Source organism: Cerasibacillus sp., assembly GCF_036516575.1.
Lineage (GTDB): Bacteria > Bacillota > Bacilli > Bacillales > Amphibacillaceae > Cerasibacillus.
On sequence record NZ_DATBTY010000067.1, the window covers coordinates 25,398 to 42,116 of the forward strand.

At 35.0% G+C, this 16,719-nt stretch carries 13 protein-coding genes and 1 CRISPR repeat array; of the genes, 5 read left to right on the forward strand and 8 right to left on the reverse strand.

What is annotated here, in order from left to right; genetic code table 11:
- Nucleotides 1-33 precede the first annotated feature (33 nt).
- The 8 genes from VIG73_RS11340 to cas3 all read right to left on the reverse strand — a co-directional run bounded on the left by VIG73_RS11340 (nt 34) and on the right by cas3 (nt 10,091).
- A complete protein-coding gene (locus tag VIG73_RS11340; protein ID WP_331642044.1) occupies nt 34-387 on the reverse strand; it encodes a flagellar basal body rod protein in 354 nt (117 codons plus the stop codon).
- A 266-nt stretch (nt 388-653) separates the two neighbouring features.
- Nucleotides 654-1,881: direct repeats of the CRISPR family, unit length 32 nt; unit sequence ATTTCAATCCACGCACTCATGTAGAGTGCGAC.
- Between the two features lie 177 nt (nt 1,882-2,058).
- Nucleotides 2,059-2,349 (reverse strand): CRISPR-associated endonuclease Cas2, encoded by a 291-nt coding sequence (cas2, locus tag VIG73_RS11345; protein ID WP_331642046.1) that lies wholly within the window; start codon nt 2,347-2,349, stop codon nt 2,059-2,061.
- 7 nt (nt 2,350-2,356) lie between these two features.
- Nucleotides 2,357-3,388 (reverse strand): type I-C CRISPR-associated endonuclease Cas1c, encoded by a 1,032-nt coding sequence (gene cas1c / locus VIG73_RS11350; protein ID WP_331642048.1) that lies wholly within the window; start codon nt 3,386-3,388, stop codon nt 2,357-2,359.
- Nucleotides 3,385-4,044 carry a CRISPR-associated protein Cas4 gene (gene cas4, locus VIG73_RS11355; protein ID WP_331642050.1) on the reverse strand — a complete coding sequence of 220 codons (660 nt, stop codon included), beginning with the start codon at nt 4,042-4,044 and terminating at the stop codon, nt 3,385-3,387. The genes cas1c and cas4 overlap by 4 nt, the downstream gene beginning before the upstream one ends.
- Nucleotides 4,034-4,885 (reverse strand): type I-C CRISPR-associated protein Cas7/Csd2, encoded by an 852-nt coding sequence (cas7c, locus tag VIG73_RS11360; RefSeq protein ID WP_331642052.1) that lies wholly within the window; start codon nt 4,883-4,885, stop codon nt 4,034-4,036. Before cas7c ends, cas4 begins: the two co-directional genes overlap by 11 nt.
- Nucleotides 4,882-6,765 carry a type I-C CRISPR-associated protein Cas8c/Csd1 gene (gene cas8c / locus VIG73_RS11365; protein ID WP_331642054.1) on the reverse strand — a complete coding sequence of 628 codons (1,884 nt, stop codon included), beginning with the start codon at nt 6,763-6,765 and terminating at the stop codon, nt 4,882-4,884. The genes cas7c and cas8c overlap by 4 nt, the downstream gene beginning before the upstream one ends.
- 3 nt (nt 6,766-6,768) lie before the next feature.
- Entirely contained in the window at nt 6,769-7,473 is a 705-nt protein-coding gene (gene cas5c, locus VIG73_RS11370; protein WP_331642056.1) for a type I-C CRISPR-associated protein Cas5c, read from the reverse strand.
- 209 nt (nt 7,474-7,682) lie between these two features.
- Nucleotides 7,683-10,091, reverse strand: a complete 2,409-nt coding sequence (cas3, locus tag VIG73_RS11375) for a CRISPR-associated helicase Cas3' (protein WP_331642058.1) — start codon at nt 10,089-10,091, stop codon at nt 7,683-7,685.
- Between the two features lie 369 nt (nt 10,092-10,460).
- Here cas3 and VIG73_RS11380 point away from each other — a divergent pair, with 369 nt between their 5' ends.
- The 5 genes from VIG73_RS11380 to VIG73_RS11400 all read left to right on the forward strand — a co-directional run bounded on the left by VIG73_RS11380 (nt 10,461) and on the right by VIG73_RS11400 (nt 16,671).
- Entirely contained in the window at nt 10,461-11,378 is a 918-nt protein-coding gene (locus VIG73_RS11380) for a DMT family transporter (RefSeq protein ID WP_331642060.1), read from the forward strand.
- 170 nt (nt 11,379-11,548) lie between these two features.
- Nucleotides 11,549-12,232: a response regulator transcription factor gene (locus tag VIG73_RS11385; RefSeq protein ID WP_331642062.1), complete on the forward strand. Its 684-nt coding sequence runs from the start codon at nt 11,549-11,551 to the stop codon at nt 12,230-12,232.
- A complete protein-coding gene (locus VIG73_RS11390; RefSeq protein ID WP_331642064.1) occupies nt 12,233-13,240 on the forward strand; it encodes a HAMP domain-containing sensor histidine kinase in 1,008 nt (335 codons plus the stop codon). It abuts the gene before it with no gap.
- Between the two features lie 138 nt (nt 13,241-13,378).
- Nucleotides 13,379-14,062 carry an ABC transporter ATP-binding protein gene (locus tag VIG73_RS11395; RefSeq protein ID WP_331642066.1) on the forward strand — a complete coding sequence of 228 codons (684 nt, stop codon included), beginning with the start codon at nt 13,379-13,381 and terminating at the stop codon, nt 14,060-14,062.
- On the forward strand, nt 14,059-16,671 hold the full coding sequence (locus tag VIG73_RS11400) for an ABC transporter permease (RefSeq protein WP_331642068.1): 2,613 nt from the start codon (nt 14,059-14,061) through the stop codon (nt 16,669-16,671). The genes VIG73_RS11395 and VIG73_RS11400 overlap by 4 nt, the downstream gene beginning before the upstream one ends.
- Nucleotides 16,672-16,719 lie beyond the last annotated feature (48 nt).

Here is a 16,719-nt window from a genome sequence, read left to right on the forward strand (position 1 = left end):
ATATCTCTCCTTATTAAATTTATTTATATTAAATTAACGGTTTAAATCTGCCCATTGACGCTCAAAGTTAGTAAATGGATCTGTATCATCTATATTTTTAACAACGGGCTCGTCCTTATCGTCTCTCCAGCTTTTAAAGATTAAGTATAATACGTATGCAGCCAGAATCCCGACAACTGCGTATACATTAGCAACTGTAAAACTTAACACAAGTAAACCGAGAACGACCCAACCCATTTTTCCTACTAGGGAATCGCTCTTGACGAATTTTTTAAAGACGACATATAGTAACCAAAGACCGACACCTAACAATACCATTGGACCAAGGTTAATGATTAAAAGCATTAACGCGACTAAACCACCAACAAATAGGATAAATTTTTTCATTTGTTTTGCCCCCTTTCCTTAGCTTACTTTCATTGTAAAGGGCGCGATGTTTTTTGATAACGAGCTTGAGATATATTTTGACTAAGACTTAAGGCTTATTTTGTTGAAGTGATTATTAGAATAAGCGAAAAACATAGAGAAGGAAGTAGATAATTTTTTAGAGTACGACAAGGACTAGAGCCATATAATTGGGGGAGCTTGCAAATTTCACGCACTCATGTAGAGTGCGACCGTATTGCACAAGGCTGAAATTGGGGTGGAGCAAAATTTCAATCCACGCACTCATGTAGAGTGCGACCAGTTCCGGAAAACGTATCATGCACCATTTGCGGTATTTCAATCCACGCACTCATGTAGAGTGCGACAACGCCCAAGCGTTCCATTGCGCCTTTATTTGACTCATTTCAATCCACGCACTCATGTAGAGTGCGACCAAATCTCAAATGTGGGGCAAAGGACAGACAGAAATTTCAATCCACGCACTCATGTAGAGTGCGACAGAAGATGGTTCGCTCGGGTTTGAAATAGGTAAAATTTCAATCCACGCACTCATGTAGAGTGCGACGCCACAGCAACAAGATATGTTCGCGACAGGTACAATTTCAATCCACGCACTCATGTAGAGTGCGACGGCGTTTTCGCACGCTAGTTACCTAGAATTAAAATTTCAATCCACGCACTCATGTAGAGTGCGACTTGATGTATCCGATGATTATAAAAGATTAATTAAGATTTCAATCCACGCACTCATGTAGAGTGCGACGATGATAAACCAGACCATAAAATACCCCAATAGATTTCAATCCACGCACTCATGTAGAGTGCGACGAGTTGCATCAATAACTCCCGGTGTACCAGTTAAAAATTTCAATCCACGCACTCATGTAGAGTGCGACTTAAAATAATAGATTTAATTGTTGAAGCCATAATTATTTCAATCCACGCACTCATGTAGAGTGCGACGGTATATGATTGACATATGTTATGGGTATAAAGGTAATTTCAATCCACGCACTCATGTAGAGTGCGACCTATGGGTGCATTTATAACTAGCTACGCAAGACATATTTCAATCCACGCACTCATGTAGAGTGCGACTAAAGCACTTTATAATTCGGTTTATGAACATTTTATTTCAATCCACGCACTCATGTAGAGTGCGACATTGATGATTACACTGGATACTTCACGATAGAAATTTCAATCCACGCACTCATGTAGAGTGCGACAGAAATACAAAAATGAAATAGTTGATAAGATTGACATTTCAATCCACGCACTCATGTAGAGTGCGACATTACCAAAAGAACCTGTATATACGCCTGTGCCTATTTCAATCCACGCACTCATGTAGAGTGCGACTTGTAATGTGGCCATAACTGATGGCTTAGGATTAATTTCAATCCACGCACTCATGTAGAGTGCGACGAAACTTGGAAATGCAGAATCTGTTCAAATTGTAATTTCAATCCACGCACTCATGTAGAGTGCGACGGCGAAAAAGGTTACTTTTAGTCGAATTAGGATAAAAAAGCCGAACTTTTTCCCTTCTTTTCGCCATTTCCTTTTATTTCAGAATAAAAAAGTGTATAAAAGGAACAAAAAACACCGTTTTTTTGTTAAAATATGGTGCGAATCCCCTAAACTTTTCATGTGCACCTCTTATTCGCACTAGAAAATTAAGGGTTCTTCTAGATCAATAGATTCTTTAACTCCAATGTGCTCTATTTTTCCTTGATAATTGTTTCCCAATCTATAAAATCTAAGGCTATCCCTCTTTTCATCTATTATATTAGTAAGTTCTATCTTAAGGGTAGCATATTGTGTAGAGTTTACAAGACATTCAAAAACAGAATTCTGAACTCTTTGCCCATAATTTTGGCATATCTTTGCTACTTTTCGAAGCCTTTTTTGACCATTTTTACTAGTCGTATTTACATCATAAGTTACTAAGACTAACAATTTATCCCTACTTCCACATAAATGGAGGATATTCGTCCAAATCACCTCGTAAAAAACGAGCTAATAAAAGTGATTGTGCATATGGTACAAGTCCCCATGTTATTTTTTCTTTTAAATACGGATGTGTTAGCTTTTCTTGTTTCTTCTTTTGCCAAGCAGATAAAAACTTTTTCCTAGCATCATCTGTCATAATTACCGCACCATTTTGTTTTTTATAAAAGTGATTTTTATTTATAACCTTTTTATTGATTAATGATAAGACAAACTTATCCGCTACGACTCCACGCAGTTCTTCCATTACATCTAAAGCTAACGATGCTCTACCGGGCCTCTCCCTGTGTAAAAAACCTACATATGCATCAAGCCCTACAGTTTCTAATGCCGCCGCAGTATCATTGGCTAGCAAAGTATATGCAAATGATAGCATAGCGTTAACATTATCTAGCGGTGGGCGCCTTGATCTACCATGAAAATAAAAATTATCGTTCTGCTGTAGTATCATCTGATTAAAGTGCTTATAATAATTTATTGCCGCTTGACCCTCCCACCCCCGTAGATTATCAAGATCATCACATGTCCTAATGGATTGAAGAATAGAAGATAATTGTTGAGACGTATCCTTAAACTGTTCAACATTAACTCTTAACGTATGATCTCTAGTCATTCTTTCTAAAATCCACTTACTATTAAATACTTTGCCTAAAATAAAATTACGTGCTACCGTTGCGGAAGAAAATTCGTCGTCAGAAATACGATACTGCTTTTTTCTCAGGATTACATTTCCTCTACTTTTACCAATAACTCTCGCAAGAAATCTCCCATTCATCGTTAAAAATGTTATGGAGATGTTTTTGTCAGCACAATAACCCATTAATGCAGGACTTGCACCTGTGTACCCAAATGCAACAATAGACTCTAAGTTATGCAAAGGTAATCGACCAATTTTCTTACTTTCTTTTAAAAGAACAACATTATCACCATCTAAAGATAAATATACATCCGGCTGTGTAATAAATAATGTATTCAATAGTTTTCTCATTCTTTTAGCATTCCTTCAATATACTGTTGTACAGATTGTCTATTCATAAGTTCTGGTAAACAAATATTCTGAAGAGAACAACTCCTACAATGCTTACCTGGTTTAACCTTAGGTGTATATTTCCGCGTATAATAATCATGCATCTCAGATACTACTAATTTGACTTTTTCTTTTCTTTCTGTTGTAATAGGGATCTCTACTCTTTGTTTTATTTCATTATAAAAAAGATACCCTGTTTTCACATCACATAATAGCATTTCTTCCAGGCATATGGCTTGTGCTGTTAGTTGAAGAATGTCAGAGTCATGTGTTTTTGGTTTACCGCGTTTATATTCAATGGGATAGGGGAGAAATCTCCCCTCTTCCCCAAAAAGTTCAACACCATTTAGATCTTCAACAAATTCAACCACATCACATATTCCACTAATTCTAAGAGATTTCGACTTTATTGGCATAGCCCTTACGATTAATTTATTTATCCTTTTCTCTCTCTTAAAAGGCTGGTCAGCTATTCTGTGAACATATTGGCCTTCTACTGTTTTAACATTTTCTTCCCATTGATTTTCAATGTGGATCAGGGCCCATTGACGTTGACAAAATTGAAAGTGTTGAATACCCGACAACATGAGATAGTGAGTTTCATCATTATAATCCATTAATTTCTTCTACTTTTAACCCCTCTAGATTTTCCAAAGTTACTTCATAATCATCAAACGTTTTCGGGTCTTCCACTTTCGATCTAACTTGTAGCGAACGATGTACTTTTCCAGAAGAATATTGGCCTAATTTTGAATTGTGCTCCCACCAAAACACACGGTGAACCTCCATACTTCCGTCCGGTCTCGCAGCAGAAGCGTCATTTTCAAACAATGTAACAAGGGATTTCTTTATTTTTTCAGCATCATCTTTAGTAAATCCTGTTTTTTCTGCAAGTTGCGTGTTGATGCTACCGTAGAAAACATATACTCCAAAATCAACACGATGTTTCATTCCCATAGTATCTGAACCTCTCTTTTCGTTAGGTTCTGAATTAACACTTTTTGTAATTTGCATACTTGTAATATCAATAGGATCAACACTTGTAGCCGTATGAATGGATACGGGACCTCTAACTCCTACTGAAATACCGCCACCTTTTCCCTTTCCTTTAAATGCAAACACTTGACCAAAGCTTCTAACATCAATCCATTCTTTACAAGCGATTGTAGCATATTCATCATTCGATAAATTTTTCTGATTAAGTTCCGGATTAGCTTGAGCACGTTCTCTAAGACTCGTGTAACCATCTACTCTTTTATCATTTGACTGTACAAAAATTGATTCTCCCATATCTTGTAATCGATTACGAATCTTTCTCTTTAATGCTACATCAGATATTTCACCATGACCATCATAATTTTGTCTAGGGCGGTTTCCATTAAGTGGATCTCCATTTGGATTTGCTTTGGTTACAGATAATACAACTGCAAAATCAATCTTATGATCTAAAATTGTCATTTTTCTTTCTCTCCTTCATTTATTTTTTCTTTTTTTTGATAGAGTTCATGACGTTGACTATAAAATCCTAATAAATATTTCCCTGATAAAGGCTTATTATTAAAATCATCATATTCTATTCGAGATGCTACATCATCCATGAGTTTTGAAAAGTATAATCCTCTCGTTCCTAATCTCATTTGATAAGGTTGTAAACTAGTTTGAATTGTTTTCCACGTTCTTTCTGGGTGTCTAGAAAAAGAGTTCATGTATCTGAGTGCATTGGTGGCACGTGTTTCTTCTGTTCCTAATGCACTTCTTTCCAACACATCTGCAATTGCTAACAAACGTCCGAACAAATAATCTCGATCGTTGTTTTCAATATCTAAAGCCAATGTTTGTTCCTCCTCTCGATTAATTAATGCACACGTAATACTTAATGTTTTTTCCCATTCCCATCTATCCATAGATACCGGATTTGATGCACGGTTTAAAGCACTCCTTGTAATATCTGTAGGGATTGTTGCATCATCAATTATGCAAGGTAACATTCTTTCAACTAACCCTTTTACCACTTTCTCGCTAGCCTTTGGTCCATAAGCAGCAAAGGCAATATCTTTTGGTGAAGGTGCACCAAAGAACGGTACAGTATGCTTATTCTTAACTTTTCGATAGCGATGAAGCCAAGCACAACTTGTATGCCACTTCTTTAACCTTTCTAAATAATATTCCATATCCATAACACGATAATAAAGGATTGCTAACCTACCTGTAGTTGCAGAATCGAGTATTAAAATATTGACATCTGTATTATAATCTAGATTAGCTTTATATCCATCAATCGCTTTTGCAACTTGTCTAGCAAATGCTTGATTTGTGTGAGATATAATTGCCTCTTCATTCTCTACATCACCAAATATGTCAAAAGCATCTTCCGCTACTGATGGAACATCGACTTCTTCATTCCCCCAAACCAAAAACACCCGATTGTCAATTACTTTTCCTTGTCTTTGAATAAGCCATTTAAGAGCATTATGAGCTTTTTGTGATACATCATAACTAATACTTGCTACCTCATTCGCATGGTTAAATCTACCTCTAAAAGTAAAACCACTTTTGTCATTAGCGGAAATTAGCTTTGCTTTATCTCCCGCATGTCTTATTTTATTGGCATGTCGTTCTGTAACAGGCAACACTTTTCCAGTTACAAAGCAATAGTCTTCATCTTCTAACAAATCATTATAGTAGTTTACAAATGACTTATATACTTCCTCATCTCTCCAAACCTTTTCAAGAACTTCTGAAGGAGAATAAACATTAAATCGAACAAATGCACTTTCCTGTTTTCCTGTTACTGCTGAAAAAATAGCAGGCTTGGTTCCATGTAATGGTTCATATTTTTTATTCCATTTTTCTATTAAGTGATCTGACTCATCCAAAAACAATATTTTTTCTTCAACTAAATCTTTTATTAATTGACCTTTTGATAGGTATTTATATATGCTTTTTACCTTACTGTGACTATACCGAGAATTCACCCAATCTCTTAACTGATTTATATAATGCTCAAAAGGTTCCTTTTTTGCCCCACCATATTGTGCATAATCACCTGCAACATAATTTAATTTATCATGGAGGGGATAAGGAGCTATTTTTGAACCGGCTCTATTGGATGAATCTTCTGTAGAAGGAATTAATGTATTCTGTTCTGCTTTATCTTCAATAACCGTTGCAGAGTGAAAATGACCATCCACTGTCACAGACACTTCAATATGTGCATTTTGTGTTGTATGAGAAATTGGTATTAATGTGAACTCCCTGTCTGCATAATCTTTTTCAATCTTCCCTACATAATCTTTATTTAATTCGTATGTTTTATATAGGTTAAGTAACCAGCTCACTCATTATTCACCTCCTATTTCTCTAGATAATTGATCAGCCGTTGTTATTTCATCAAATGATTTCGCTTTCATTTCTTTGAGAGGACGAATGTTATCACATTCATCAGGACGGATAAATGTAATGACTCCATTTTTCATAACTGGGTTCCACAATCTAACTTCCATCTTGTCTCTTCCAGTTTCATCTGGGTAATTAATACCATGAACCATCGTTCCTAAGTGAATGTCCCCGTAGTTATCATAAAAACCTTTCCCCTCACCAAAAACACACGGTTCAACATAAGCCTGGCATTCTCTTGCTCCTAAGAAAATATCACGACGCCCTCCCGCTTTAAGTGATCGCTTAAGTATGTTGTGATGCTTGTGTTCATTACGGTCATACGCCAAATCTGGTCTGTGTGGATTAAATATAAAATGAGCCTGAACCTGATATCGCACATCTCTTAAATAAGTATAGTGGGCTAACGTATTACCACCACCATAATTAAGCGGCCTTATTCCTTTAGACTCCATCCGTATAGGGTTCATCACTCTGACAGCATCTATAATCATCAAAAGGGTCGGCTTCCAATAAATGGATTCCACTATCCCTTTTAAGGCCTGGTAGGTAGGCACTTGATACGAGAGTTTCTCACCACCCATTTTGGTAAGAGGGTCTGTAAATAAAGCGTAATTACCATACACTTCAAACTGAATACTATTTCTCATTATGATCACCTCCTTTCAATTATTTAAATATAATTGTACACATCATTCCTTCGCTATGTAAATAATATATTATATGAATGTAAATAAAACTATTCTTTTGTGTTAAAATATCATAATGTAACATGTCGCTTCAACAGAGCGCGGATTGAAAAATATATTATATTATTTGGGAACCTATCTTAAAATTTGTTGAGATAGGTTCATTCTTTTTAAAATATATGTTCTTCAAGCATGCTGTCATTGTTCGTATTTAATCCATACTCCTCACTATAAGCACCATCTTTTAATGCAAGAATTTTTCCATCAAAAAATGAAACAATGCCACCATGTTTATTTAATTGTTCTTTTTCAAACTCATAAAGATTAATTGTATAATGTTGTACTTGACGTAAAATATTGTTTAATTCCTCAATCTTCAAGTCACCATTAAGTTCGGAAATTAATTCTTTTCCTTCCTTATAAGGCACGATAACTGAATCTGCCATGTTCTTGATCACTTGATAGTTTTCCGCAGCAGTATAATAGCTTTGTGTTATATATAAGGGAGGGTATCCCCCATGTTTTCCTTTGTACTCCATAAAATAAGAATTTTTCCTAGGTCCCATCAATAACTCAATCATATTTTTTTGTAACTTGGGTATAGAGTAATCCAAATCACTTTCAAAGTCGGTGTAGTATTCTTTAAAATACTTTTGCATGACTTGCTTTGACAAAATATCATGTGATGTTTTACTAAATTTTAAATCTTTTAATATCCTTTTCGTTATGTCTTTCCCCTGCCTAATTTCTTTTAGGCGATTTAGTTTTTCTTCTAAATAATCGATAATATAAACATTTTGAATGCTATGTTCACCATGTCTGTTACACCTACCAGCTGCTTGTGCAATCGAATCTAACCCAGCTAAAGAACGAATAACGCAATCAAAGCTAATATCAACGCCCGCCTCAATAAGCTGTGTGCTTATACATACTACTTTCTCTCCTCTACTCAAACGAGCCCTGACTGCATTCAAAACATCATTTCTATGTGCCGCACACATTGAAGTGCTTAAATGATATATAGGTATACTTTCATCTAGTTCATCACATAATTGATTATATAAAGCTTTGACAGTTGGTTTTGTGTTTAAAATTACTAACATACTTCTTACTTCTTGCGTTTTTTCAAGTATAAATCTTACAAGCTTAGTTTGGTCAATAGCTTCATCTGTTGCCTTGTCTATTATTTGAACACGCTTGAATTTATCTACAACTTCATCAAGATTATTAATTATTTCCGCATTTGGTTTAATGTTTAATTCATGTTCAACATAATCCAGAGCAGGTTGTGTTGCTGTACACAAAAGGATACTACTATGACACACTTCTTCAAGAAAATTAACCGCATTATTAAACAAGGAGATGCTATGAGTCGGAACTTTTTGTACCTCATCAAAAATAATAATCGAATCGCTTAAGTTATGTAATCTTCTTATATACCTTGAACCTTTTGCATAAAAAACATTTAAAAACTGAACCATTGTAGTAAAGACTATTGGTGAATCCCAATTATCTTTAGCTAATTTTAACTTTTTCTCGTTTCCTAGTTGGAATTCATCATCTTCTTTAGAATCTTCTATAACATTTGAGTGATGTTCTAAAATATTCGAACAATCTTGTAGGATGTTTCTTACTTCTTCTGCATTTTGTTCAATAATTGTCGTATAGGGTATAATATAAATTATTCGCTTTTTCCCATGTATCATTGCATGTTTTAATGCATATCTTAAACTTGCTAATGTTTTTCCTCCACCAGTAGGAATAGACAGTGTATAGATACCGCTCGGTCTTTCCGCAAATTCATCACATTGTTCTGACATTTTATTTCTTAGTCTATTAATTGGATGCGACGAATCTTTACTTGTTTGAAAAGAATTTATTTTCTTCATCAGCCTATCATAGTACAGTCCAAATAAATCTATATGATTCTCCTTTTGCTCTCGTTTTTCTACATTTTCTTCAAAAATTCTTGTGTTTGTTCTATCCGCATCAATAAGTGCACTAAAAACATATTTTGTAATAAACATGATTTGCTTAAACGGTGATTCTTTGCTTTTATTTAGTAACATGCCAAGCTCTTTAGCAGCTTTATTAACATAATCGTTAAACTCCAATTTATCCATCACTTTAGTAAAAAAAGTTCGTATGACTTCAGGAAATTCTGGGATATCTTTATCCCTTACTCGTCTTAAATATACTGATTCAAGGTCAGGAGTTAGATAGTCTTGGATATATGAATGATGCGATATAATAGCATTTCCTACGATTTCAGACAAAAGTCCCTTAAATGATTTAGAATCATCATGAAAAAGGTCATATAATAATTTTCCCCCAGCAGTTGAATGATCGACACTACCTCTCTTAGGTGGTTGATCTGGATTATTTACCGCCTCAATGATATAGTTTCTAAAGTCCTCTGAGTATTTCCCTAAATCATGAAGCAATCCAGCTAAACCAGTTATATGCCTAATACCTATTTTTGCTCCAATCTCTTCTGCTAATTGTTTTACTTGTAATAAGTGCTCCTCCACCGTTTGGATTTCCTTATCACTCTCTCGAATATGAGCAATCGTTTTCACATTAAACACTCCATTCTAAAGAAAATTGCTTTAAAGTCCATATGTAATAGTTCTTTATACCTATAATATTCGCCTTAATTTTACAAAACCCTTTTTATTTCACTAAAAAACATATAAAATTAACAATTATTTAGTTAATATTTATTATAACTTACAGGCTATACATTTTTTTGTGTTCCTAAGTATTGTTAATTATATTATGTTCTGAGGTTATTTCACACAAGTGGTGGCTACTAAAATTATGGTCACAAAGTGAAAGTTACATCCATTATTAATAATGGTATTTTATTATTAAACTAATTTGGTATATAATAGAATCGCATTTTAAACACTCGTTATGTTTATACTTTTTATCTAAGGAGCAATCATATGTGGTTTATATTTGCAATACTTACAGCCCTAGCATGGGGTGGTGCGAACCTTTTTTATAAGAAAGGAACAGATAGTAACGACCCGTATAGTCACTTAAAAATTGTGACGATGGTTGGATTAGTGATGGGGGTTCATGCGGTCGTCTATATGATCGTAAAAGATATTACATTTGATCCATTTGATATGGTGCGTTATTTTCCCGTATCAGCAATGTATATCTTATCAATGACAATCGGTTATGTCGGACTGCGCTATATTGAGTTATCGATTGCAGCACCAGTACAGAACTCTTCGGGAGCCGTTAGTGCGATTCTATTATTTATCTTCTTCCCAAGAGAGATGAATCCACTTGATATTGCGGGAATCATAATCGTTACAGCAGGAGTCATTGGTCTTGCTGTTTTAGAAAGACGGGACGAAGAAAAAGAATTACATGCACAAAATGTCGTCATTGATAAAAAATACCAAATTGGAGTTTTAGCGATTACGTTCCCGATTCTTTATAGTTTAATTGATGGACTCGGTACATTTGCAGACGGTATCTACCTCGATGAACTTAAATTAATTAGTGAAGATTCAGCATTACTCGCCTATGAGTTTACCTTTCTCATTTGTGCTATTCTTTCATATGTTTATGTGAAGCTGATAAAAAAACAAGACTTTAAGATTTTTCAAGAGAGGGATAAAGGGTACGCTGCTATTCTTGAGACGGTCGGTCAATTTTTCTATGTCTTTGCTATGGCAAGTAACGCTATCATTGCCGCACCACTTATCGCAGCACATGGTATTTTTTCTGTTATCTTATCACGTATTTTCTTGAAAGAAATTCTCACGAAGAAACAGTACATCATGATTGGGTTCGTCATGTTAGGTATTATTTTACTCGGCATTACTGAAGGGTTGCAGGGTGGTTAAGCTAACCCGATCGATTTATTTTAACAAAAACCTATGTCACTTTATCGCTGACATAGGTTTTTTATATTGTTATTTTTTATATGTTTTAAATGACGTTGGTGACGCTGTTCCCTTCTGCTATGAATCGTTTATAATAAGAACAAGTATTGATTCAGATGAGGATGAGCGAAATGCAAATATTACTCGTTGAAGATGATAAAACAATTGCAACAGGCTTAGAATATTCATTACAACAAGAACAATATAAAACAGTTATTTGTTATGACTTTCAATCTGCAAAACAACGCATAGACAATGAACTCCATCAATTTGATCTCTGTCTCTTTGATATTACATTGCCTGATGGAAATGGCTATGACCTATGTCGCTTAGTAAAAGAAAAACGCGATATACCCGTCATCTTCTTAACGGCTTGTGATGATGAAGTCAACGTCGTTATGGGGTTGGATCTAGGTGCGGATGATTACATTACAAAACCATTTCGACTCCGCGAATTAATGTCTCGAATTCGTTCTGTTTTAAGGCGCTATCATAAACAGTCACAGCAAACGATGATTCAAATAGACAATGTACAGATTCACACCTTACAAGGTAAAGTGTTTAAAGATGGAGAAGAGGTCATCTTAACTGCTTTAGAATACCGATTACTTCTGACATTTGTTACACATCTTGGACAAGTTTTAACACGCAATCAATTATTGGAACAGATTTGGGATGTTGGCGGGGATTTCGTAAACGATAATACATTGACAGTCTATATTAAACGATTACGTGAAAAATTAGAAGACAATCCACAAAAGCCAACACTTATTAAAACAATCCGTGGTCTTGGTTACAAAGTTGGTGATGCATAAATGTTACGGAATAAAGAAATCCAAGTGCTACTCTTAATTATGGGACTAGTAACCACTGTAGGAATAATCGGCGTTTTATTCATTTCACCGTTAGCGGCTCTTTTCACCTTTATTGTTGCTAGTTTATTAATCATTTGTACATTCATTTTTACTAAATGGCGCTACCAAGAAATTAACAAGCTGTCTCACTATCTACGAAAAATCAGTCATGGTGAATATACATTAGATGTTCGTGATCATCACGAAGGTGAATTAAGCATTTTAAAAAGTGATATCTACAAAGTGACGACAATGCTAGCGGAACATCATCAGAAAGAACAGCAAGATAAAGTCCATCTTACAGAAGCGATTTCTGATATTTCCCACCAACTAAAAACACCACTAACGTCCATGATGATGATGGCTGATTTATTACAAGAAGAGCATCTACCAAGAGATAAACGGTTAGAATTTACTAAGCATATTCAAACACAATTAAAGCGTATTCAGTGGCTCGTTACTTCCCTATTAAAACTCTCTAAAATTGATGCTGGAACGGCCTATTTTACACAGGAGCAAGTTTTAGTTAAAGATGTACTCCAAAGTGCGCTACAGCCTTTACTCATTCCAATCGAATTAAAAGAGATTCAATTGACGATTCAGAGTGAAAACGAACCTGTTCATTTTACAGGAGATTTCAATTGGACGAGAGAAGCACTCATAAATTTATTAAAAAACGCTGTCGAACATACACCTAAACATGGAAAACTAACGATACAATACGGAGTAAATGCATTATTTACGGAGATTATCATTTCCGATACAGGTAAAGGCATTCCAAGAAACGAACTTCCATACTTATTTCAACGGTTCTATAAAGGTTCATCGGCTAGTGAAGATAGTGTAGGGATTGGGCTCGCTTTATCGCATCGTATTATTACAAAACAACTTGGGGATATCGAGGTAGATAGTAAGCTCAATCAAGGAACAACATTTACGATTAAATTTTATAAACAAATCGATGAATAGCGCATCAGAGCGATGTGCTTTTTTTATCTCAATCGTTAAGTACATATTCTAAAGTGACTAAATTGTCATTTTAGAGTCACTGGAAAGTCATGTTACCTTTTTAAAATAAGGATAACAATCAAATATGGAGGCGTATGAATGGATATTTTAAAAATAGAACATTTATCAAAAGTATATGGTCAAGGAAATACAGCGATAAAAGCATTAGATGATGTGTCCTTTTCTGTTAAGAAAGGAGAGTTCATCGCTATTATTGGTCCTTCTGGGTCAGGTAAATCAACCCTCTTACATTTACTCGGTGGGGTAGACAAACCGACATCTGGCAAAGTATTTATTAATGATACAAATATTTATCTATTAAATGAAACGCAATTAGCGATTTTTCGGAGGCGGCAAATTGGGCTCATTTATCAATTCTTTAATTTAATTCCCGTGTTGACTGTAAAAGAAAACATCACATTACCGCTTCTGTTAGATAATCAAAAAGTAAATCCAAATCATTTTCAAGAAATAGTAGAAAAGTTAGGGATAGAGAATCGCTTAAATCATTTGCCAAATCAATTGTCTGGCGGACAGCAACAACGTGTATCGATTGGGCGAGCTATGATGAATCATCCAGCCATAATGCTAGCAGATGAACCGACTGGTAACTTAGACAGTAAAAATAGTCAAGAAATCATTCAACTACTGAAAATGTTTAATAACATTTATAAACAAACATTAATCGTTATCACACATGACGAACGTATCGCGCTACAAGCTGACCGCATCATAACAATTAAAGATGGAAAAATCGCATCTGATGAGGTGATTCGCCCGTGAATATCGTGAATAAATTAACGCTTCGACATTTAAAAGAAAATAAACGTCGAACACTCGTTACAATCATCGGTGTCATTATTTCTGTTGCCATGCTTACTGCCGTTTCAACATTGATCGCATCATTTATGAATCTACTACAGAGAGATGCTATACAAAGCCAAGGCAACTGGCATGTATTATATGAAAATGTCGATAAAGAACAGCTTGAAAAAATAAAAAAAGATGAATTAACCGATGACCTTTTCATCATGGAAGAGATCGGCTATGCGCCGTTTGAACAGAGTCAAAGTGAAAATAAACCGTACTTATATGTACTTGGATTAGATCAACAAGGGTTTAAAAACTATCCGCTTCAATTATTAAATGGGCGTTTACCAAAAAATAATCAGGAAGTAATCATTTCTGAAATGGTCCTAACACATTCCGATACTCAATACAAAATCGGTGACCAATTAACTCTTGATATCGGTCATCGAATGGAGCCGAATGCTAAGGATTCAGAAGAACATTATTTAACTCAACAAGATTCACTACATGAATCTAATAATAAAATAACCGAAATTTTAACAAACGAATTAACGAAAACATATGACATTGTTGGCATTATGGAAATACCGAAATGGGAACCAGCTTGGTCACCTGGCATAACAGTCCTATCCTATGCGAATGAAGATCAATTTGAGAAAACATCGACTGTAAATGCCGCCATAACTGTAAGCAAAATGAGCAAAGCTTTATTTAATGTGGCGGAAACGTTTGCTAAAAAAAATGATATCCCATCCTTAACATTTAATATGGAATTATTACGTTATTACGGTGTTATTAAAGATGATACACTTCGCTTTACATTGTATTCTTTCTCAGCGATTATTATAGGCATTATTATGCTTGGATCTATATCCCTTATTTATAATGCATTCGCCATCTCAGTTGCGGAAAGATCACGCCATCTCGGTATGCTATCGAGTGTTGGAGCGACGAAAAAGCAAAAACGAAATTCCGTATTCTTTGAAGGTGCTGTCATTGGTCTTGTTAGTATACCAATTGGAGTCATTTCAGGAATTGGTGGCATTTGGGCGACCTTTCAATTTATTAATCCGATCTTACGCGAAGCCATTAATATAGACACTGGTCTAGAGCTTACCGTTACACCATGGTCACTTTTAACGGCATGTGCGATTTCAATTTTAACGATTTTTATTTCAACATATATACCAGCTAAGAGAGCATCACGAATGACAGCAATCGACGCGATTCGGCAATCCGAAGATATTAAATTAACGCCCAAAAAGGTTAAGACATCTAGATTCGTCCGTAAAATTTTTGGCATCGAAGCCGAAATTGGCTTGAAAAATTTAAAACGAAATAAACGTCGCTACCAGGCGACCGTATTTTCATTAGTCATCAGTATTATTTTGTTTTTATCTGTCTCTTTTTTTACGGATAATTTACAAAAAACCGCTACACTAGCACAAGACGGTATTAATTTTGACCTTCAAATACGACAAGGTGCACAAACACCTGAACAATGGGCACGATTATATGATTCCATTCAAAAAATTGACGAAATAACAGAACTTAGTGAAATAAAGAGTGCTTTTCTTAATGCGACAGCAACAAAAGACCAGTTGCCTAAAGAATTACGTGAGGACTTGAATGAGTTTGGAGAAGACACGTTCAGATATTTTATCAACCTTTACGGACTAGATGAAAAAAGCTTTGCAACATATTTGGATAAAATTGGTGTATCATCTGATGTTTTTGCGAAACAAGATCAAAAGATACAAGCGATAGTGATTGATACAATTCCACATCATGATTATGGTACTGGAAAAAAAGTCATTACAAAGGCTATCCATACAAACGTTGGTGATTCAATTGCTTTGCATTTTTATGATTGGGAACAGGAAAAAGAATTTCCAATCGGTCAAGTGGATGTTGCTACATTAACAGATGAAACACCAATGGGAGTCCTTCATGCACCATTATCAAATTTGAATATTTTTGTTTCAAGTACAGATTTTGAAGCAATTTTAAGGCAGATCAAACCCGATGTAAAAAACGCCATTGAAATGGAAAACTCACTATTTATTAAAAGCAATGATCCTGTCTCTACACAACACAATATCGAAAAAATGACTGAAGTAAAAGTATCGATGTTTAACGCTTATCAAGCAAGACAACAGGAAGAACAGATGATTCTCGTATTAAAGGTGTTTACTTATGGGTTTATTATACTAATCGCTGCCATTTCGATCGCCAATATTTTCAATACGATATCAACAAGTATTTCACTACGTAAACGTGAATTTGCTATGTTGAAGTCGGTTGGAATGACACCGAAAAGTTTTAATAAAATGATTCATTACGAAAGTATTTTCTACGGTTTAAAGGCGCTGCTTTACGGTATTCCTTTAAGCATTGGTGTCATGTTACTCATGTTTTATTCATTACAACATTCCTTCTCATATAAATTTGAACTGCCATGGCTCAACCTGGTTGCAGTCGTTATTGGCATCTTTATCATTGTCGGCTCTGCGATGCTTTATGCCAGTTCAAAAGTTAAAAAGGAAAACATTATTGACGCTTTAAAACAGGAAAATATTTAGTTATAGGGACGAGCATGTTCATCATGTTCGTTTTTTCCATGATTGTTT